This is a genomic window from Lysobacter sp. KIS68-7, assembly GCF_021284745.1.
Classification (GTDB): Bacteria; Pseudomonadota; Gammaproteobacteria; order Xanthomonadales; family Xanthomonadaceae; genus Noviluteimonas.
In genome coordinates this window covers 2,250,788-2,270,360 of sequence record NZ_CP089925.1, presented here as the reverse complement: position 1 = coordinate 2,270,360, position 19,573 = coordinate 2,250,788, and the positions used below count along the sequence as shown (strand labels likewise).

The following is a 19,573-nucleotide window of genomic DNA, read 5'->3' as shown; positions in this document are numbered from 1 at the left end:
GTGGCCGCCCTCCGGGCCCGACTGCGTCAAACCGCGCATGAGCATCCTGCGGTTCCCCACCCGCCGCTCCTGCATCGGCGCCGATGACGACTCGCCCCTGACGGTGACGCCGTTCGGCTTTGCCGTCGCGCGCGACTGCGTGGCCTGGCAATCGGTCGGGGAAATCCGCGCCTACAAGGTCGACCGGCGCACGACGGACGAGGCCTTCGTCGAGTTCTGGATGGGCAACAAGGGCATCGCGATCAGCGAGGGGCGCGCCGGCTTCGATGAGCTCGAAGCAGCGATGGTGGCCGCGTTCCCGGACACCGCCTGCTGGCGCGCGAACGTGCAGTTCCCCGTGCGGGCGCGCAACGAGACGGTGTTGTTCCGGCGGAGCTGAGTTCAGTCGCGATTGCGCAGCGCGTAATCGATCGCCGCCCGCACCGCCGCCACCTGCGCATCGTTGCACTGCTCGGGCGTCGCACGCGGGCTGTCGGGATACACCTCGGTGATCGTGCGATAGCGCGCGTTCGTCAGGCACGTGCACAGGCCGAGCTTGCGCACCGGGTAGTTGATGACGCCGTGCGCGACCACGTCCGAGCCGATGATCTGGTTGTGCGCGTCCGGCGGCGCGATGTGCGTCACCTGCTCCACCGCCGCGATGACCGCCTGCTGGAATGCGGGCTGCGGATCCTCGCTGTCGCCGACCAGGTAGAAGCCATCGGGGATGCCTTCGGCTTCGAACGGCTTGCCGTCGCGCGCCGCGAGCGCGGGGCGGAATTCGGATTCGTCGGAGTCCGTGGTCTCGTGCAGGTCGATGTGCACGGTGAAGCGATCGCGCAGCGGCGCGAGCAAACGCATCAGGGCAGCGGACTCTTCCGACGGGCTGTTCTCGCGGAACGAACGATTGGGATCGATCGCATTCGGATTCCAGCGATGGATGTGCTCGTAGGCCCAGGGGCTCACGCAGGGCACGACCATCAGGTTGACCTTGCCCGCGTAGGCCGCGCCGTGATGTTCGAGGAACTGCAGCGCGCCGTGCACGCCGCTGGTTTCGTAACCGTGCACGCCGCCGGTGACCAGGATGGAAGGCAGCGCGTCGTTCCAGTCGCGCGAGCGCAGGACGAGCAACGGGTAGGCATCCGTGGCGTATTCGAGGCGGCCGAACTCCGAGACGTCGTAGCGCGCGCGCAGGCGGTCGACGCGCGCGAGCACGTCGTCGGCGTAGCGGCGATGGCGCACCTGGCGGGAAAGCCAGAGCTGCTTTTCGACGTCGCCCCAAGGTTGGTTGGGGGTGCCGATCGGGTATGGGGTCGCGGTGGTCATCGGGCGGTCACGGCATCGTGGGGAGCCGGAAATCTAGCACCTCAAGTGATCGGCGGGCTCGTCAGCTTCAACGCGCCGTGTCGCGTCTCGTCGAACTGCACGTGCTCCACGGGGATGCATCCGAACGCAGGCAGCGAAGACGTATCGCCCGCGTGCCGCTCGAAACACGCCATCGCCTCGTCCAGCGTGCTTCCCGCCCCGTGGATCGTGTAGATCGTCGAGTAGTCATCGACGACATCGTCGAAGCCGGCATCCAGGATCCAGAAAGCGTCTTCGGCATCATTCGTCGCGAGCAGATAGCGCGGGACGTCGTGGAAGTCCCTGTACGCGACGATGCGGTACCACTCGATCCATTGCATGGCGTTGCTCGCATGCCTGAACAAAAAAAGGGCCGCGCTTTCGCGCAACCCTTTTGTTTGGAGGCCGAGGTCGGAATTGAACCGGCGTACGCGGATTTGCAGTCCGCTGCATAACCACTCTGCCACCCGGCCGGATGACGTATCGGATTTCACCACATCCGACTGAAACAACGAAGCCCCGCGAACGGGGCTTCGGGATGAACACTGAGGTTCACAAACTGGAGCGGGAAACGAGACTCGAACTCGCGACCCCGACCTTGGCAAGGTCGTGCTCTACCAACTGAGCTATTCCCGCGGAGAGCCCGTCATTCTACGGGCGAATTACGGAGTGTCAACACCCGATGACGTCCCCGTCGATGTGGCTTGCGCACGCATCGCCGGCCAGGCCGCGCGCAGGTATTCGTAGCCCGACCACAGGGTCAGCAGCGCGGCCGCGGCGAGCATCCATTCGCCGATCGTGAACACGGGAATACCGAGGAGCGGCGCCTGGTACAGCAGCAGCGTCACCGCAACCATCTGCACGATCGTCTTGATCTTGCCGACCGTGGCCACGGCCACCTTCGCGCGCTGGCCGAGCTCGGCCATCCATTCGCGAAGCGCGGACACCGCGATCTCGCGACCCACGATCACGGCCGCCCACAGGGCCATCCATTTGGTCGGGTGGCTCTGCACGATCAGGAACAAGGCGGTGGCGACCATCAGCTTGTCGGCCACCGGGTCGAGGAACGCGCCGAAGGCCGAGTACTGGTTCCAGCGGCGCGCGATCCAGCCGTCCAGCCAGTCGGTCGCCGACGCGAAGGCGAACACGAAGGCCGCCGCGAAATTCGTCCATTTGTAAGGGAGATAGAACACGAGGACCAGGACCGGGATCATCACGATCCGCGCGAGGGTCAACATGGTCGGTACCGTCATCTTCATCCGTCGCGTCCCGCATCCATTCCTGTCGCCGGCATCGGCAGCCCGTGCAGCGTCGCATAGATTCGCTCGGCGAGCGCGGCATTGATGCCTTCCACGCGCGCGATTTCTTCGGATCCGGCCTGTTTCAGGCCTGCCAGGCCACCGAAATGCCGCAGCAGGTTCGCGCGGCGGCGCGGACCGATCCCGGGAATATCTTCCAGCCGGCTGGTGGTGCGCGCCTTCTGGCGGCGGCCGCGGTGGCCGGTGATGGCGAAGCGGTGCGCCTCGTCGCGGACCTGCTGGACCAGCTGCAGCGCCGGCGATTCGGCGCCCGGGCGCAGTTCGCGGCCGTCGGGCAGCAGCAGTTGTTCGTGGCCCGCGCGGCGTTCCTCGCCCTTGGCCACGCCCACCACGTACACACCGTTGACCCCCAATTCGCCCAGGACCGCGTTGGCCTGCGCCAGCTGCCCCTTGCCGCCGTCGATCAGCAGCAGGTCGGGCAGCACGCCGCCCTCTTCGATCGCGCGCCGGAAGCGGCGCTCGAGCGCCTGGTGCATGGCCGCGTAATCGTCGCCCGGTTCGATGCCCGTGATGTTGTAGCGGCGGTACTGGCTGCTCACGGGTCCGTTCGCATCGAACACCACGCACGAGGCCACCGTCGCCTCGCCCATCGTGTGGCTGATGTCGAAGCATTCGATGCGCTTGGGCACGTCCGACAGGCCGAGCATGTCGCGCAAGGCTTCCGCGCGGGCGCTCTGCGCGGCGTGGCTGGACAGCTCGGTGGCGAGGGAGAGTTCGGCGTTGCGCTTGACGAGGTCCACGTAGCCGGCGCGTTCGCCGCGCACGCTGTGCTTCAACTGCACCTTGCGACCGGCGGTTTCCGTCAGTGCGACCTCGATGAGGTCGCGATCGGGCACGTCGCGGTCGAGCACGATTTCGCGCGGCGGCGGTTGTTCGCCGTAATACTGCGAGACGAAGGCGGCCAGCACTTCTTCCGGCGCGGCACCATTCGTCTTCGGGAAGAACGCGCGCGTGCCGAGGTTGCGCCCGTCGCGGAAGGCAAGCAGGAGCACGCACGCCGACGCGCCCTGCATCGCCACCGCGAGCACGTCCAGGTCCGCGGCCTGGCCATCGACGTATTGGCGCGCCTGCAGTTTGCGGATCGTGGTGATGAGGTCGCGCATGCGCGCGGCTTCCTCGAAATCCAGGCGCGTGCTCGCCGCTTCCATCGCGGTGGTCAATTCGTTGCCGAGTTCTTCGCTGCGGCCGTCGAGGAACAGCGAAGCGCGCCGCACCGCATCGGCGTAATCGCGCGCCTGCACCAGGCCGACGCAGGGCGCGCTGCAGCGGCCGATCTGGAACTGCAGGCACGGCCGCGAACGATTGCGGAACACGCTGTCCTCGCAACTGCGCAGCTTGAACAGCTTGTGCATGGAGTTGAGCGTTTCGCGCACGGCCACGGCGCTCGGATACGGGCCGAAGTAACGCCCCGCCACCGCGCGCGGGCCACGATGGAAGGCCAGGCGCGGCCAGGCTTCCTGCGTCAGCAGCACGTAGGGGTAACTCTTGTCGTCGCGCAGCAACACGTTGTAACGCGGGTGCAGCGACTTGATCAGCTGGTTTTCCAGCAACAGCGCTTCGGCGTCGGTGCGCGTGACGGTGACTTCCATCCGCACGACCTGCGACAACATCGCCATCGTGCGCGCGGTCTTCGGCGTCGCGTTGAAGTAGCTGCCCACGCGGTTGCGCAGCACGCGCGCCTTGCCGACGTACAGGATCGCGTCGTCCTTGCCGTACATGCGGTACACGCCCGGCTGCGAGCCGAGGCCGCGCGCGAAGGCCTTGCCGTCGAAAGGCGGGCTTTCGATGGGCTGGCCGTCGATGGGGCTGTCGATGGGCGCGCCGTCGGTCATGCCGTCATTATCGCGGGCCCGCGCGCTGGCCGGATGACTGGCGGGTCATTCCCCGATCGGGACGTGCTGGACCGCGCCGGTCCTGGGATCCACGCGCAGCACCGCATGCGCGTCGGTATCGGCGATCCACACCGCGCCCGCGCCCACCGCCAGGCCCGCGGGGCCGTGCAAGGGTTGCGGCAGCATGTGGGTGGTGAGGTCGCCGCCGCCCAGGCGCAGGCTGCGCAGGCGGTCGTTGCCGGCATCCACGATCCACAGCATCGGCGCATCGGGGTCGAGCGCGATCGCCTGCGGATCCTGCAACTGCGCGATGTTGCGCGGTCCATCGACATGGCCGAAGGCGAAGGGCCCCTGCCCCAGCAAGGTCTGCACCACGTTGTCGCGCGCGGCCAGGGAGCGGATCGCCGAGGCCGCGGCATCGCACACGTACACCGTCTGTTGCACGGCCGCGAGCGCCACCGGTTGCGCGAAGGCGCACATGGTGCCCGCGCCGTCCTTCATGTCCAGGCGGCCCGAACCAGCGCGCAGCGTCAAGCCCGGACGCCCGAGGTCGTAGCTCCAGATGGTGTTGTCGCCGGTCACGGCGATGTGCAGTTGATCGTTGAGCGCCGCGACGGCGCGCGGCGCATCGAGCGAGGTGTTGCGCGGATCTGCGACCGGGCCTTCCTTCGGCGTGCCGCGCTTGCCGTTGCCGACCAGCGTGACGACGTCACCCGAGCGCAGGTTGATGCGCCGCACCGCGTGGTTGCCGGTATCGGCGACGTACAGCGCATCGCGCACGAGGCTCAGGCCGTGCGGGCTGTGGAAGGCCGCGTGGCTGGCATCGCCGTCGAACAATTCCGAATCGCCACTGCCGAACGTGCGCAGGATGCGTCCGGCGTGGTTGCACTCGAGCACGCGATGATGGCCGCTGTCGGCCACGTAAAGGTATTGCGGCGTGACCGCCAGGCCGACGGGGAAACACAGCGGCAGGTCGGGTTCGCGCACGCGACGCGGCAGCAGCGCGTCGGCCTCGTCCTCGGGCGCGTCGTGCATGTCCTGCAGGCGCTTTTCGAGTTCGGCGGCGATGCGGCCGTCGCCTTGCAACCGCGCCTGCACCTGGCCTGTTTCGTCGATCACCAACAGTGTCGGCCAAGCGGAGACGCCGAAGTGCTGCCAGGCGACCCAGTCGGCGTCGAGCGCGAGCGGCAGCTTCACGCCGTGGCGGTGCGCGCGTTTCATCACGCGCTTTGCGTCGCGCTCCCAGTCGAAGCGCGGCACGTGGATGGCGAAGGCACGCAGGCGGCTCGGGAAACGCGCGCGCAGGGCCTGCAACTCGTACATCGCGTGGATGGACCACGTGGAGCCGATGTTGACGAAGGCGACGACGGTCAGCCAACCTGGCTGCGCCACCGACGAGGGCGTCGCGGCGTTCAACCATTCCAACGTCGAAGGAAACCCCGGTACCAACGCCTGCCCCATCACGAATCCTCTGTCCCTGCGGCCGATTCTAGGGGCCGGTGCGATGCAACATGCGTGACGTCGGTCAGGACGCCGACTGTTCCGCCCATCGCGCTTCGGCGCGGGCGAGGTCTTCCGGCGTGTCGACGCCCGGCGGGAACGGCTCCGGCGACAGGGCGACCGCGATGCGGAACCCCGCTTCGAGCACGCGCAGTTGCTCCAGCGATTCCAGGCGCTCCAGGCGTCCCGGCGGCAACGCGGCGAAGCGTTGCAGGAACCCCGCGCGATACGCATACAGGCCGATGTGGCGCAGCCAATGGCCGCCTTCGGGCAGCGTGTGGCGATCGTGCATGAACGCGTCGCGGGGCCAGGGGATCGGAGCGCGCGAGAAATACAACGCGGTGCCGTCGGCGGCGCGCACGAGCTTCACGGCGTTCGGGTCGAACAGCGTCGCGGCGTCTTCGATCTGTGTTGCGAGCGTGGCCATCTCCGCACCCGAGGACGCGAGGATCTCGGCCGCGGCACGAATGCCGGCGGCGGGCGCGAAGGGCTCGTCGCCCTGCAGGTTCACGACGATGGTGTCGTCCGGCCAGCCGGCGATGCGCGCGCATTCGGCCAGGCGATCGGTGCCGGAAGCGTGGTCCTGCGAGGTCATCGCGATGCGCACGCCGCTGCCCTCGAGCGCACGCACGATGCGTTCGTCGTCGGCCGCGACCCACACCTGTTCCGCACCCGCCGCCAGTGCGCGGCGCGCGACGTGCAGCACGAGCGGTTCGCCGCCGATCAGGCGCAAGGGCTTGCCGGGCAGGCGCGAAGCCGCATATCGCGCGGGAATGGCGACGACGAAACGGGTCATGCGTGGCCTCCGCGGGGCGGCAGTCGATCCATCAGGGCGATCCAGAAGGCTTCCGGCAATTCCGCGCGCACGGGCACGCTGTGGAATTCGGCTTCCATGTGCTCGGGTGCAACGAGGGTGCGGCATTTCACCGCGTCCTTCTCGGTCATCAGCACCGGCAGGCGGCTGCCGAATTCGAAATCGGCGGCCGTGTAGGCGTGATGGTCGGCGAAGGCATGCGGCACGACGGCGATGCCGTGCGCGCGCAGCATGTCGAAGAAGCGTTCGGGATTGCCGATGCCGGCGACCGCATGCACGCGCTGGCCGGCGAAGGACGACAACGGGCGCTCGCGGCCGCCCTGCAACAGGTGCGCATCGCCGGGCACCAGGCGCATCGGCCATTCGCCGAACTGCACGGTGTCCTCGGCGGAGACATTCACGACGCGGAAGTCGCAGGCCGCGGCGCGTTCGGGCGGCTCGCGCAAGGGACCGGCAGGCAGCAGTCGGCCGTTGCCATGGCGACGGCGGCCGTCGCTCACATCGATCTCGACATCGCGCGCCAAGCGGTAATGCTGCAGGCCGTCGTCGCATACCACGATGTCGCAGCCGGCCTGCGCGAGGGCGCGTGCTGCCGCGGCGCGGTCGCGGTCGACGCGCACCTTCGCACCGGTGCGCATTGCGATCAGGACGGGTTCGTCGCCGCCTTCGTCCGGCGTGGTCTCGCGCTCGATCCACAGCGGCGTGGTGACGTCGCGACGGCCGTAGCCGCGGCTCGCCACGCCCGGCGTCCAACCTGCGGCGCGCAGGCGATCGACCAGCGCGATCGTCAACGGCGTCTTGCCCGTTCCGCCCACGGCGATGTTGCCGACGACGATGACCGGCACCGGCGCGCGCTGGGCGCGCAACCATCCCTTGCGATACAGGTTGCGGCGCAGCCCGGCGAGCCCGCCGTACACCGTGCTCAGCGCGCGCGCGCCGAGCGGCACCGGCGCGTTGTCGAACCAGTAGACCGGCGCACGGTCCTCTTTCATGCCTCGGCCGGTTCGCGGAACTGCATGCGATGCAGGTGCGCGTAGATGCCACCGCGCGCGATCAGCTCGGCGTGCGTGCCCTGCTCCACCAACTGGCCTTCGTCGAGCACCAGCACCTGGTCGGCGTGTTCGATGGTCGACAGGCGATGGGCGATGACCAGCGTCGTGCGGTCGGGCATCAGGTGTTCGAGTGCGTCCTGCACCAGGCGCTCGGATTCGTTGTCGAGCGCAGCGGTGGCTTCGTCGAGGATGAGGACCGGCGCATCCTTGAGCATCGCGCGCGCGATGGCCAGGCGCTGGCGCTGGCCGCCGGACAAGCGTCCGCCGTGTTCGCCGATGCGCGTGTCCAGGCCTTCGGGCAGGGATGCGACGAATTCCATGGCGTTGGCACTGCGCACGGCGGCGTCGAGGCGATCGGACGATGCGCCCTGCATCTCGCCGTAGGCCACGTTGTCGGCGATGCTCGCGTCGAACAGGATCACGCGCTGCGACACCATCGCGACCTGGCGGCGCAGGTCTTCGAGTTTGTATTCCTCGATCGGATGGCCATCGAGCAGCACCTGGCCCGATTCGGGTTCGTAGAAGCGCGGGATCAGCTTGATCAGCGTGCTCTTGCCGCTGCCCGAACGGCCGACGATCGCCGTGACCGTGCCCGGCTTCGCGGTGAAGCTGATGTCGCGGATCGCCGGACGCGCCTGGCCGGGATAACGCGCGGACACATGGCGGAACTCAAGCAAACCCTTCGCGCGTTGCAGCGGCTGCGTGCCGCTGTCGCGCTCGTCGGGCGCATCGAGCACCGAGAACAGGCGATCGGCCGAGGACACGCCGCGCTGGAGCATCGCCTGCACGTTGGTGAGCTGCCGCAGCGGCGGAATGATGCCGACCAGCGAGGTCATCAGCACGGTGAAATCGCCCGCGGTCAGGCGGCCCGCCACGGCCTCGTGCGCGGCGAGCACCAGCAGCACGGCCATGCCGATCGCGCCGAGCACTTGCACGAACAGCGAGATCGACCCGCGCGTGACTTCCACTTTCAGCGCCAGGCGCAGGTTCTGCCGCGTCTGCGCGGCATAGCGGCCGATCTCCGCGTCCTGCGCGCCGTAGATCTTCACTTCCTGGTGGCCGTGCAGTGCCTGGTCGGCGGACTGCAGCATCTCCGCCGCGTTCTCCAGGATGCGATGGTTGATGCGGCGATAACGCGCACCGACGCTGTTCATCACCCACACGAGGAACGGTGCGAGCAACAGCAGCGCGATCGTGACGCGCCAGCTCGTGTAGAGCATCGCGGCCATCATCGCGATGGCCATCAGCGTGGAGCTGACCATCACTTTCAACGCATCGACCGCGGCCTGCGCCACCTGCTCGGTGTCGCCGCCCAGGCGGGTGAGCATGGAGGCGACCGGTTCGGCGTCGAAGCGCGCGCCCGGCAGGCGGAAGTACTTGCGCATCAGCATCAGGCGCAGGTCGCGCGCGACGCCGCGGCCCGAACGCGCCATCGTGTAATCGCCCGCGAGGCCGAACAGGCCGCGCGCGATGAACAACGCCACCATCGCGACCGGCAACCAGAATTCGAAATGCGCCGGATTGGCCAGCCCGTCGACGATGGGCTTCAGCAGCCGCGTGATGCCGTAGCTGGTGAGCGCCTCCAGGCCCATCGCGAGCGCGGCGATGCCGAGCCACGCGCGATAGGGCTTGGCGTACCCGAGCAGGCGGCGATACGTCTGCGCGGGCGTCGGCGCCGTCGCGTCGGTCATTTCGCGCTGGCCTGCGACGGCGTCGCGGGCGGCGCGGTCGCGATGGACACCTTGGAGAAGCCGAGCTGCGCCAGCGCATCGAGCGCCGTGACCACGGCCTGGTGCTGCGTGCGGCCGTCGGCGCGCAGGAGCACGGGGCGGTTGCGGTCGTTGCCGGCGACATCCACCAGGGTCTGCTTGAGCGATTCCACGTCGGTGCGCAGCGCTTCGCGGTCGTCGATGAAGTAACGGCCTTCGGCGTTGATCAGCACGCTCAGCGCCTTGGACTGCGCTTCCGCCGGCTGGCCGTCGGCCTGCGGCAGTTGCAGCTTGAGGACCGAGCGCGCGTCGAACGTGGTGGTGACGACGAAGAAGATGATCAGGCAGAGGACGACGTCGATCAGCGGGATCAGGTTGATCTCCGGCGTGTCGTCTTCGCGGAAGTCGCGGATGCGCATGCGGTCAGTCGACGGTCGCGTCCGCGGGGACGTGCGCGTGCGGCGCGGAGGCGACGGCGCGCTGGGCAGCGGCGGCGCGCGGGTCGAGCGCATCCATCAGCTGGATGGCTTCGTGTTCCATGTCGACGATGTACGCCGCGATGCGGCCGCGGAAATAACGATGGAACGCGAGCGCCGGGATCGCGACGATCATGCCGGCCGCGGTGCACACCAGCGCCTTGCCGATGCCGCCGGCGAGCTGGTTCACGTCGCCGATGCCGTGGTCGAGGATGCCGAGGAACATCTGGATCATGCCCACCACCGTGCCGAACAGCCCGAGCAACGGGCCGGCGGCGGCGATGGTGCCGAGGGTGTTGAGGAAACGCTCCATGCGATGCACGAGGTGACGGCCGACGTCCTCGGTGCGCTCGCGGATCTCTTCGCGCGGGCGATGGCGGATGTCGAGCACCGAGGCGAGCAGCGCGCCCAGGGGCGAGTTGGCGCGGAGCGAGTCGATGTGGGCCGGGTCGAGGCGCCCGCGGCCTGCCCAGGCGCGGACTTCCGCACCGAGGTTGGGCGGCATCACGACCTTCCGGCGGAGGCTCCAGAAGCGTTCGACGATGATCGCCAAGGCGACCACCGACAGCAGAATCAGGGGGATCATGGGCCAACCGCCCGCCCGAACCAGTTCCAGCACGCTCGATCCTCCGGCCTGGGGCCGTGTTCAATCCTGCCGATAGCATAGCCCAGCGGTCCGGGCGGACCGGGGCAAGGCGTCCCAAACCCGCGCATGCGACTTGCGGCGCGGGGTGGCCACCGCCCCGCCGCGGCCGACGTCGATCCGAAGGGCGCCGTCCCCTGCCGTGTTCAGGACCTGCGTACCGGCGGCACACCAGCGCGCGACGACCTCGGGGCGCGGGTGGCCGAAGCGGTTGCCATGCCCCGCCGACACGACCGCGAAGCGCGCATCCGCCGCGGCGACGAACATCGGATCGGACGAGCCCTCGCTGCCGTGGTGCGGCACGAGCACGACGTCTGCGCGGAGCGCTGCCGGATCGCGGCGCGCGAGCGTGCGCTCGACGACTTCGCCGATATCGCCGGTCAGCAGCGCGGCACCGTGCGTCCCTTCGATGCGCAGCACGCAGCCGGACTCGTTGCCGAAGTACGGGAAGTGCGGCGTCGGATGCAGGTAGCGGAAGGTCACGCCGTCGCGGTGCCACGCACGGCCGGCGATGCACCGCGCGTGCGTTTGCGTCGGACTGTCCGGGGGCGCGTGCGACAGGCGCACCGGGATCTCGCGCCGGATCGAGGCCCAACCTCCTGCGTGGTCGTTGTCCGCATGGCTCACGATGACCAGGTCGAGTGCACGCACGCCGAGCGCGCGCAGCGCGGGCACGACGACCCGATCCCCTGCGTCGTAACCGGTGTGGATCGCAGGCCCGGTATCGAACAGCACCGCATGCGACGCCGTGCGCACGAGCACCGAAAGCCCCTGCCCCACGTCGAGCACGTCGATGCGGAACGCGCCATGCGCGGGCAGCGCACGCGAAGGCCACAACAACGGAAGCCACAGCAGCAAGGCGATCGGCTTGCCCGGCACGCCGCGTGGCAGCAGGCACCACGCCGCCCCGAGCATCGCCAGGGGCAGTGCGAACCATCGTGCTTCCGGGATCCAACGGAATGCGAGCTCGCTCGCGCCGAGCCGCACGAAACCGGGCCACGTCAGGTCGAACGCCCACGCTGCCGCGTGCCAGGCCCATGCGCCCCACCCCGCGTGCACGGCTTCCAGCCCGGTGCCGAGCAATGCGAGCGGCACGACCACGAGGCTCCACGAGGGCACGGCGACCAGGTTCGCGAGCGGCCCGGCGAGCGAAGCCTGCCCGAACAGGGCAACGGTGAGCGGCAACAACCCGACGGTCGCCACGGCCTGCGCCGAGGCGAAGGTGCGCAGCACCGGCGCCTTCCCGTGCGGCAGGCACCACAGCAACCACGCGACGCCGCCGACGCTCAGCCAGAACCCCGCGCCAAGCAGCGACAAGGGATCCATCGCCACGATCGCAACGACGGCGAGCGCCAGCGAAGCCGGAATGGACATCGGGCGCCGCATGCAGCGTGCGAGTGCCACCACGGCGATCATGCAGGTGGTGCGCACGGTCGGCAGCGCGAAGCCCGCGATGGCCGTGTACCCGGCGGCGCCGACGACCGCGGCCATCGCCATGCCGAGCGGACGCGGCATGCGCAGGCCGAGCCAGGGCACGAGGCGCCAGAGCAGCGATGCCGACAGCGCGAAGAACCCGGCGACCAACCCCACGTGGAAGCCGGAAATCGCGATGAGGTGCGTGAGGCCGGTCGCGCGCAACGTGGCCCAGTCCGCGTCGTCGAGGCTGCGCGTGTCGCCGAGCGCGAGGGCGGCGATGAAGCGCGACGTCGGCGTTGCCACGCCTGCATGGATGCGCGTCGACATGCGTTCGCGCCAGGCATCGATGCCGCCGGGCGCCTCCCGTTCGACGGCGTTTCCACGGACGTAGCCCGTGGCCGCGATGCGTTGCGCGAGCGCATGGCGTTCCGTGTCGATGCCGCCGGGGTTGCACAGCCCGCGGGGTGCGCGCAGGCGCACGTCGAATTGCCATCGGCTGCCTGCCTGCGGGATCGGCTGTGGCGATGCGCGCGCGGTGTACCACGCGAGCCTGACCGGATGGCCGCGCAATGCATCGGGATTGCCGGCGGCATCATCGACTTGCAACAGGAAGCGCACGCGGCCGGGCTCGACCACGGGCAGGCCCGCGACACGACCGGTGATCGTCTGCGTGCTGCCTTCGAGCTCCGGCGGAAGGCGTGCCTGCAAGGCGGAGGTCGCGTGCCAGGCCGTCCAGGTGAATCCGCCCACCACGCAGGCCACGTACCAGGCAATGCGACAGCGCGGCAGTCGCGCGAGGACGGCGATGGCGACCAGCAGCAAAGGGATGCAGCGCCACATCGGTGGCAACGCGGACGCAAACAGGCACGTGGACGCGCCGCCGACGAGCGCCGTCGCGATGCCGACTGGCCCGGGTCTGCCGGAATGGAGGAACGCAGTGTGCATCGCGAGATGACGCCACGATTTGCGCGCGTGCTGTAAGCGCGCACTCCGAGGAGAACGTCCCGACTTCGCGCGGATTGTTCTCGCGTGTCGACGCAGGCGATGTCGCGGCATTTCCCGACAGACCTGTCACGCCGCGCGCCCTTACGCTGGCCTGCATCCGATCCGGGAGCCCGAAGTGAAGCAACGAAGAACCCGTTTCGCGGACGCACCCCGCGCAGCCCGTGTCGCCTGGCGACCTTCCGCGTGGCCCATCGTCGTGCTCGTGGCGATGGGGATGCTGGCGTCGATCGGGGCACTCGCCTCGGACCTTCCGGTCGCGTGGGCCGTGGGCGTCGGCACGGTCGCAGCGACCGCCGGAGTCCTGCAGGCGCGTCGCGAAGCGCGTCGCGCGCATCGTGCGTTGGCGATCGATTCAGGCGGCATGACGCTCGATGGGCGCCCGCTCCGGCAGGTGACACTGCATTGGCGCGGCCCCCTCGCCTTCCTGTGGGCGCGCGACCAAGCCGGGCGCGTCCATCGCCTGGCCTGGTGGCCCGACACGCTCGACGCCGCCGGTCGCCGCGCCCTGCGGCTCGCCGTCGCGACCCACTCGCGGCCGACACCCACGTGATGCGACGATAGGCGCCACATGTTCAAACCCATCCCCGTCGCCATCGGCCTGCGCTACCTCCGCGCCAAGCGCCGCAATGGCTTCATCTCCTTCATCTCGCTCGCGTCGATCCTGGGCATCGCGCTCGGTGTCACCGCGCTCATCACCACGCTCGCGGTCATGAGCGGGTTCCAGCGCGAGATCCGCGACCGCATGCTGCAGATGGCCGCCCACGCGACCGTCAGCGGTTACGGCGAGCCGCTCACCGACTGGCCGCACGCGGTCGCGCTCGCGTCGCAGGACAAGCGCGTCGCCGGCGCCGCGCCTTACGTCGAAACCCAGGGCCTGCTGCGCAGCACGCGCAACCAGCCGGCGATCATCCGCGGCATCCTGCCTGCGGAAGAAGCCAAGGTCTCGGTGCTCGGCAAGAAAATGGTCGATGGCTCCATCGACTCGCTGAAGCCCGGGGAATTCAACATCGTGCTCGGGCGAGAGCTGGCCTTGTGGCTCGGCGTGAACGTCGGGGACAGCGTCGTGGTGACCACCGACCTGCAGGCCACGCCGATGGGCGCGATGCCGCAGTTCAAGCGCTTCAAGGTGACGGGCCTGTTCGAGGCCGGCTACAACGAATTCGACAAGGGCCTGGCCGTCGTGCACCTGCAGGACGCGCAGCGCCTGATGCGCATGGGCGACGGCGTCACCGGCGTGCGCCTGAAGCTGTACGACATGGACAAGGCCTTCGACGTCGCCCGCGAGCTGGCGCTGAAGTTGCCCGGCCCCTACAGCGTCAGCGACTGGACGCGCGAGAACGCCAACATGTTCCGCGCGCTGAAGATGGAAAAGACGGTGATGGCGATCCTGCTCTCGCTGCTGATCGCGATGGGCGCGTTCAACCTCGTGTCCTCGCAGGTGATGCTGGTGACCGACAAACAGGCGGACATCGCCATCCTGCGCACGCTGGGCCTCACGCCGCGCGGCGTGATGCAGGTGTTCATGGTCCAGGGCACGCTCATCGGCATCATCGGCACCGTGCTCGGCGTGATCGGCGGCGTGCTGCTCACGCTCAACCTGGATGGCATCCTGTCGCTGATCGAACGCGTCCTCGGCGTGCAGCTGCTGCCCGAGGACGTGTACTACATCACCGGCCTGCCCACGGAAATGAAACCGGACGACGTGGCGACCATCGCGCTCGTGGCGCTCGGCATGGCCTTCATCGCCACGCTGTATCCGGCGTGGCGCGCGGCGCGCACGGCGCCGGCGGAGGCGCTGCGCTATGAATGACGTCCTGCGCGCCGACGGCCTGGCCAAGACCTATTCCGAGGGATCGCTGCGCACCCACGTCTTCCACGACCTGCACCTGTCGGTGGCGGAAGGCGAAACCGTGGCGGTGCTCGGCGCTTCGGGCGCCGGCAAGAGCACCCTGCTGCACCTGCTCGGCGGCCTCGACATCCCCACCGCGGGCGATGTCTGGGTGGCCGGCCAGCAGATGAGCACCTTGTCCGACGCCGCGCGCGGCAGGCTGCGCAACAAGGCACTCGGATTCGTCTACCAGTTCCACCACCTGCTGCCGGAATTCACGGCGCTGGAGAACGTGATGCTCCCGGTGCTGCTCAACGGCACGCCGATCCCCGCAGCGCAGACGCGCGCGCAGGAATTGCTGGAGTCGGTCGGCCTCGGCCATCGCCTGCAGCACAAGCCGGGCGAACTCTCCGGCGGCGAGCGCCAGCGCACCGCGGTGGCGCGTGCGCTCGTGAACAAGCCGGCCTGCGTGCTCGGCGACGAACCCACCGGCAACCTCGACGAGAAGACCGCAGCGAACGTGTTCGCGCAGATGCTCGAGCTCAACCACGCACAGCGCACCAGCCTGGTGCTGGTGACGCACGACCGCAGCCTGGCGCGCCGCCTGGACCGCGTGCTCGAACTGCATGAAGGGAAGTTGCGGGAAGTCGCACCCAGCGACGTCTGATTCGGCGGCTAGCCCGCCGGCTCGATCGCCTGCCCGAACGCAATCAGGTTTCCATCCGGCGCGAGCACCAGCAACTCGCGCTGGTGGTATTCCTTGTCCGCGGGTCCGTGCACGTCGCGCGGCGGCAGCGTGTCGAGCTTCGGCTTCAGCTCGGCGTACAACGCATCGACATCCCGCACGTCGACGTAATACGCGAACCGCCGCGTCCCCGGCTGGAAGGGATTCCCCTCGCCTTCCTCCAGGATCCGGAACGCCACGCCGTCGCGCGTCACGTAGGCGTAGTTGTCCTGGCGATACGTCGCCTTGAACCCGAGGATATCGTCGAAGAAGGCCAGCGCCTTCGCGAGGTCGGGCACCAGCATGAAAGGGGTGACCTGGAAGAATTGCTCGCCCATCTGCGACGCCCTCCGCTGAATGGCCCCGACAATGCCCCCACACAAATCGCCGCGCAACCATCGGGTGGCACCGGCCCCCTTCTTGTTGAAGGGGGCGGCGCGACAGCGCCGGGGTTAAGGCCTGCAACCACCCGGCGAACTTTGCTGCGCAAAGTTCGGGCCTTCTTTTTTGCCACGCAAAAAAGAAGGCCCGATCTCGCAAGCCTTTTTCAAGGGCCTGGAGGGGATCGAGCCTTCCGCTTTGCCAAGGTCGTCCGGCGGTTTGTCTTGTTCGTCGAAACCTGTTGTTTCTCGGAACGTCTCGCGGCTTTCCTTGACGGTTGCCGAAGCTACGCCAGCAACCGTGATGCGACCGTCAAACCGGCTGCTGAGTTCGCGCTCCCCACGGCCACCAACCTTTCCCCGTCAACGCATAACGATCCGCCGCGCGCTCGAAGCGATTGCGCACGCTGATCCCACCGAACAACAGATACAGCGGCAGGAACAGCGGGCCCAGCACCATGTACTGGAAGACATGCGCACGTTCGTGGTCCGACATCAGGATCGTCGGCTCGTCCGCCTGCCCCGCGCGATGCGCATAGGTCACGCAAGGCGAGTCGAGCGTGTCGCCCGTGTGCAGGATGGTGTTGCCGAAGGTGATCGCACCGCCCGGCCCCCACGGCCAGCGGTGGAACACGATCGCGCATTCGCGCCGGCGCACATGCGCGTGTGCGCCGAATGCGATTCCCACCGTGCCCGCGATCAATCCCACCAAGGTGTTCGGCAAGGTCCATGCCATGCCGACGACGCGCAGTGCACGCAGCAGCGCCGGCGACATGGGCGTCAGCGTTGCGCCAACCAATCGCGGATCGTCTGCGGCACTTCCTTCTGCGCGCGGCCGGAGACGTAGATGCCGATGTGGCCGCCCTTGAACGACAGCTCGGTGTAGTCGGTCGTGCCGACCAACCCGCGCAGTGCCTTCGAGGCCGCCGGCGGCACCAGGTGGTCCTGCTCGGCGAAGATGTTGAGCACCGGCATTTCGATCATGCCCAGGTGCACTTCGCGATCGCCGATGGTCACGCCGCCGTTGACGAATCCGTTCGCTTGGTAGAACTGCTTGACGAACTGGCGGAAGGCCTCGCCCGCCTGGTCCGGCGAATCGAAGATCCACTTCTCCATGCGCAGGAAGTCCTCGACCGCCTTCTTGTCGTCGAGGATGTCGACGAGGCCGACGTACTTCTGCACGAACAGGCGTGCCGGCTTCAGCGTGAGGTAGCACCAGTTCATCAGGTCGGCGGGTACGTTGCCGAGCGTGTCGACGAACAGGTCGACGTCCATCGACCGCGTCCAGTGCGACAGCATGTTGTCGTCGGTGTGGAAGTCCACCGGCGTGACCATGGTGATGAGGTTGCGGATCTTGGCCGGGTGCAGCGAGGCGTAGCACAGCGAGAACGCGCCGCCCTGGCAGATGCCCAGCAGGTTGATCGCATCCAGCCCGTGCGTGCGCCGCAGGTAATCGATCGCGCCGCCGAGGAAGCGTTCGACGTAATCCTCGAGCGTGAGGTAGCGATCCGAGCGATCCGGATAGCCCCAGTCCATGATGTAGACGTCTTCACCGCGCGCGAGCAGCCCGCGCACGATGGAACGATCGCTTTGCAGGTCGACCATGTAGGGCCGATTGACCAGCGCGTAGCTGATCAGCAGCGGGACCTTCGCGGTCGGCGCCTGTTCGCCGCGATAGCGGTAGAGCACCACCTTGCCGTCGGACCACACGGCTTCCTTGGTCGTCGCGCCGTAATCGACGTCATCGACTTCGCGCAGCGTGTTCAAGCCCGCGCCGAGTTTCTGCTGGACCTTGAGCGCTTCGTCGGCGAGCGCTTCGGGGCTGATGTCGAGCGGGCCCTGCGGATGCAGCGTCATGCCTTCTTCCCCTTCGTGGTCTTTTTCGCGGCCGGCTTGCGGCTGCCGAGGATCTTGTCGCCCTGCACCTTCAGCGAGGGCTCGTCCGGGCGCGCGTTCGCGGATGGCTTGCCGGCGCTTGCCTTCGTGGCATGCGGCGCGGGTTCCGACTTCGCGGCGCCCTGCGTCGCCAGCGCATCGCGCAGCTTCCGCACTTCGCGTTCGAGCTGGGCGATCTTCTTGTGCGCCGCGTCGACCTCGCTGCGCGTGGGCATGCCGAGCTGGCCGGTCATGTGCTCCACTTCGCCCTGCACGCCGCCGCGCACGCGCATCTGCGCGTCGACGAGGCGGCCGTAGACGGCGCGGAACTCGGGCGAAAGCGCGATCTCCGCATAAGCTTCTTCCGCCGCATCGATCCACAGGTCGAACAGGGCGCGGGCCGACGTGAGCTGCTTGCCCGGCGCGCTGCGTTCGCCCAGCTTCTTTTCGAACAACTCGTACGCACGCTGTCCCGACTTCAGCATCAGCGCGTTGTAGGCGCTGTTCTGCTGCTGGAGGTCGATCTGCGCGAGCGCGAGCTTCTGCAAACGCTCCTGGTGTTCGCGCGCGAAGCCGAAGGCCGGCATGCCCAGCCACGAGGTCGCCTCGCGCTTCCATGCATCCAGGAACGGCGAGGCATCCTCGATCCACTGGTCCAGGCCCTGCTGGCCCTGCCCGCGCATTGCACGGAAGAGTTCGGGGAACGGGTTTTCGCCCACCGCGCCCAGCGCCTGCTTCCAGGCCTTGGCGATGTCGCTCGCGGCGGCATCCTGGCCGGCGAAGCGCGCGGCGACGTCCTGCATCGCGCCGTACCAGCTGCGCGCCTGGCTGTTGAAGCGATCCACCGCGGCATTGACCTCCGAACGCTGCCCGTGTGCGAGCTGCATCCACCAATCCACGGCGTCGTGCCAGGCCTGCGCGCCGGATTGGGCATCGGCCTTCGCGCCGGCGGGGACGCCGGTACGGAGCATGTCGCCCCACGCGCTCCAGTACTGGCGCGCGAGCTGTTCGAATTCGCGGGACGGATCCATCGATGTTCCTTGCTTCAGAGTTTCGGAATGCGCAGCGTCTTGCTGATCATCAGCGAGCCGCTCAGCGCGAAGACGAGGACGAGCGGGTGCAGCTGCCAGGGGCCGAGGTGCACCACGCCGAACCACAGGTCTGCGCCGATCCGGTCCTGCAATGCGGCAATGGCGAGCATCACCACGATCAGCAGGCTCGACGGGATCGGCGTGCCTTCGAAGAACTTCACCTTGTCGTCGTCGCCGGAGAGTTGCTCGGCCGTCACGTTGTAGCGCGCCAACCGGCTCACGCCGCAACCGACGAAGTATGACAGCACCACCCAGTCCCAGCCGCCCTGCAGGCCGCAGGCATAGCCGAGCGCGGCGGGCGCGACGCCGAAGGAAATGACGTCGGCGAGCGAATCGAGCTCGCGGCCCAGCGTGGAGGCCGACTTGCGCCAGCGGGCGACGCGCCCGTCGAGCGCATCGAAGATGAAAGCGAGCGGGATCAGCGCCATGCCCACCAGCAGGTCGCGCACCACGCCCTCCTGCAGGAAGCGCATGGCCGCGAAGATGGCCCCGGTGCCGCAGAACGCGTTGGCGAGGGTGAACCAATCCGCCAGGTGGAAGTCGCGCAGCATCGAGAAGTGGCGGGGTCGCTGCATGCCGGTCCAAC

Annotated in this window: 20 protein-coding genes and 2 tRNA genes; 4 read left to right on the top strand and 18 right to left on the bottom strand. The window is 68.5% G+C overall.

Translation table 11 applies throughout. The features are described from left to right. Nucleotides 1-37 precede the first annotated feature (37 nt). The gene (locus LVB87_RS11045; RefSeq protein WP_232898011.1) at nt 38-379 is read left to right on the top strand and encodes a hypothetical protein; all 342 of its coding nucleotides are present in this window, start codon (nt 38-40) and stop codon (nt 377-379) included. Nucleotides 380-381: 2 nt separating this feature from the next. Here LVB87_RS11045 and LVB87_RS11040 read toward each other — a convergent pair whose 3' ends face one another. The 13 genes from LVB87_RS11040 to LVB87_RS10980 all read right to left on the bottom strand — a co-directional run bounded on the left by LVB87_RS11040 (nt 382) and on the right by LVB87_RS10980 (nt 12,924). After that, complete coding sequence (locus LVB87_RS11040) at nt 382-1,305, bottom strand: M14 family metallocarboxypeptidase (RefSeq protein ID WP_232898010.1); 924 nt, start codon at nt 1,303-1,305, stop codon at nt 382-384. A 41-nt stretch (nt 1,306-1,346) separates the two neighbouring features. Beyond that, nucleotides 1,347-1,664 carry a hypothetical protein gene (locus LVB87_RS11035; protein WP_232898009.1) on the bottom strand — a complete coding sequence of 106 codons (318 nt, stop codon included), beginning with the start codon at nt 1,662-1,664 and terminating at the stop codon, nt 1,347-1,349. 58 nt (nt 1,665-1,722) lie between these two features. Beyond that, nucleotides 1,723-1,796: transfer RNA gene (locus tag LVB87_RS11030), tRNA-Cys, on the bottom strand. A gap of 87 nt (nt 1,797-1,883) precedes the next feature. After that, nucleotides 1,884-1,959 (bottom strand) — tRNA-Gly (locus LVB87_RS11025). 26 nt (nt 1,960-1,985) lie between these two features. Further along, complete coding sequence (gene pgsA / locus LVB87_RS11020; protein WP_232898008.1) at nt 1,986-2,582, bottom strand: CDP-diacylglycerol--glycerol-3-phosphate 3-phosphatidyltransferase; 597 nt, start codon at nt 2,580-2,582, stop codon at nt 1,986-1,988. Continuing rightward, complete coding sequence (gene uvrC / locus LVB87_RS11015) at nt 2,579-4,474, bottom strand: excinuclease ABC subunit UvrC (RefSeq protein ID WP_232898007.1); 1,896 nt, start codon at nt 4,472-4,474, stop codon at nt 2,579-2,581. Before uvrC ends, pgsA begins: the two co-directional genes overlap by 4 nt. Before the next feature lie 45 nt (nt 4,475-4,519). After that, complete coding sequence (locus LVB87_RS11010; RefSeq protein WP_232898006.1) at nt 4,520-5,935, bottom strand: hypothetical protein; 1,416 nt, start codon at nt 5,933-5,935, stop codon at nt 4,520-4,522. Nucleotides 5,936-5,999: 64 nt separating this feature from the next. Next, on the bottom strand, nt 6,000-6,770 hold the full coding sequence (gene kdsB, locus LVB87_RS11005; protein ID WP_232898005.1) for a 3-deoxy-manno-octulosonate cytidylyltransferase: 771 nt from the start codon (nt 6,768-6,770) through the stop codon (nt 6,000-6,002). Continuing rightward, entirely contained in the window at nt 6,767-7,780 is a 1,014-nt protein-coding gene (gene lpxK / locus LVB87_RS11000; protein ID WP_232898004.1) for a tetraacyldisaccharide 4'-kinase, read from the bottom strand. The genes kdsB and lpxK overlap by 4 nt, the downstream gene beginning before the upstream one ends. Further along, on the bottom strand, nt 7,777-9,531 hold the full coding sequence (msbA, locus tag LVB87_RS10995; RefSeq protein WP_232898003.1) for a lipid A export permease/ATP-binding protein MsbA: 1,755 nt from the start codon (nt 9,529-9,531) through the stop codon (nt 7,777-7,779). The genes lpxK and msbA overlap by 4 nt, the downstream gene beginning before the upstream one ends. After that, entirely contained in the window at nt 9,528-9,968 is a 441-nt protein-coding gene (locus tag LVB87_RS10990; RefSeq protein ID WP_232898002.1) for a biopolymer transporter ExbD, read from the bottom strand. The genes msbA and LVB87_RS10990 overlap by 4 nt, the downstream gene beginning before the upstream one ends. Nucleotides 9,969-9,972: 4 nt before the next feature. Beyond that, nucleotides 9,973-10,644: a MotA/TolQ/ExbB proton channel family protein gene (locus tag LVB87_RS10985; RefSeq protein WP_232898001.1), complete on the bottom strand. Its 672-nt coding sequence runs from the start codon at nt 10,642-10,644 to the stop codon at nt 9,973-9,975. A gap of 27 nt (nt 10,645-10,671) precedes the next feature. After that, nucleotides 10,672-12,924: a DNA internalization-related competence protein ComEC/Rec2 gene (locus LVB87_RS10980; RefSeq protein WP_232898000.1), complete on the bottom strand. Its 2,253-nt coding sequence runs from the start codon at nt 12,922-12,924 to the stop codon at nt 10,672-10,674. A gap of 280 nt (nt 12,925-13,204) precedes the next feature. Between LVB87_RS10980 and LVB87_RS10975 the strand changes: the two genes are divergently transcribed. Genes LVB87_RS10975 through lolD form a run of 3 tightly spaced genes read left to right on the top strand, consistent with a single transcriptional unit; the run spans nt 13,205 to nt 15,584 of the window. Next, nucleotides 13,205-13,639, top strand: a complete 435-nt coding sequence (locus LVB87_RS10975; protein ID WP_232897999.1) for a hypothetical protein — start codon at nt 13,205-13,207, stop codon at nt 13,637-13,639. 18 nt (nt 13,640-13,657) lie between these two features. Further along, nucleotides 13,658-14,899 carry a lipoprotein-releasing ABC transporter permease subunit gene (locus LVB87_RS10970; protein WP_232897998.1) on the top strand — a complete coding sequence of 414 codons (1,242 nt, stop codon included), beginning with the start codon at nt 13,658-13,660 and terminating at the stop codon, nt 14,897-14,899. Beyond that, nucleotides 14,892-15,584 (top strand): lipoprotein-releasing ABC transporter ATP-binding protein LolD, encoded by a 693-nt coding sequence (lolD, locus tag LVB87_RS10965; protein ID WP_232897997.1) that lies wholly within the window; start codon nt 14,892-14,894, stop codon nt 15,582-15,584. Before LVB87_RS10970 ends, lolD begins: the two co-directional genes overlap by 8 nt. A gap of 8 nt (nt 15,585-15,592) precedes the next feature. Here the strand turns inward: lolD and LVB87_RS10960 are convergent, their stop codons facing one another. The 5 genes from LVB87_RS10960 to LVB87_RS10940 all read right to left on the bottom strand — a co-directional run bounded on the left by LVB87_RS10960 (nt 15,593) and on the right by LVB87_RS10940 (nt 19,562). Then, nucleotides 15,593-15,979: a VOC family protein gene (locus tag LVB87_RS10960; protein WP_232897996.1), complete on the bottom strand. Its 387-nt coding sequence runs from the start codon at nt 15,977-15,979 to the stop codon at nt 15,593-15,595. A 355-nt stretch (nt 15,980-16,334) separates the two neighbouring features. Next, nucleotides 16,335-16,796 carry a hypothetical protein gene (locus tag LVB87_RS10955; protein WP_232897995.1) on the bottom strand — a complete coding sequence of 154 codons (462 nt, stop codon included), beginning with the start codon at nt 16,794-16,796 and terminating at the stop codon, nt 16,335-16,337. Between the two features lie 5 nt (nt 16,797-16,801). Beyond that, nucleotides 16,802-17,878, bottom strand: coding sequence for a class III poly(R)-hydroxyalkanoic acid synthase subunit PhaC (locus LVB87_RS10950; RefSeq protein ID WP_232897994.1), 1,077 nt, complete (start codon nt 17,876-17,878; stop codon nt 16,802-16,804). Next, on the bottom strand, nt 17,875-18,927 hold the full coding sequence (phaE, locus tag LVB87_RS10945) for a class III poly(R)-hydroxyalkanoic acid synthase subunit PhaE (protein ID WP_232897993.1): 1,053 nt from the start codon (nt 18,925-18,927) through the stop codon (nt 17,875-17,877). Before phaE ends, LVB87_RS10950 begins: the two co-directional genes overlap by 4 nt. A 14-nt stretch (nt 18,928-18,941) precedes the next feature. Beyond that, entirely contained in the window at nt 18,942-19,562 is a 621-nt protein-coding gene (locus LVB87_RS10940) for a CDP-alcohol phosphatidyltransferase family protein (protein WP_232897992.1), read from the bottom strand. Nucleotides 19,563-19,573: the final 11 nt, after the last annotated feature.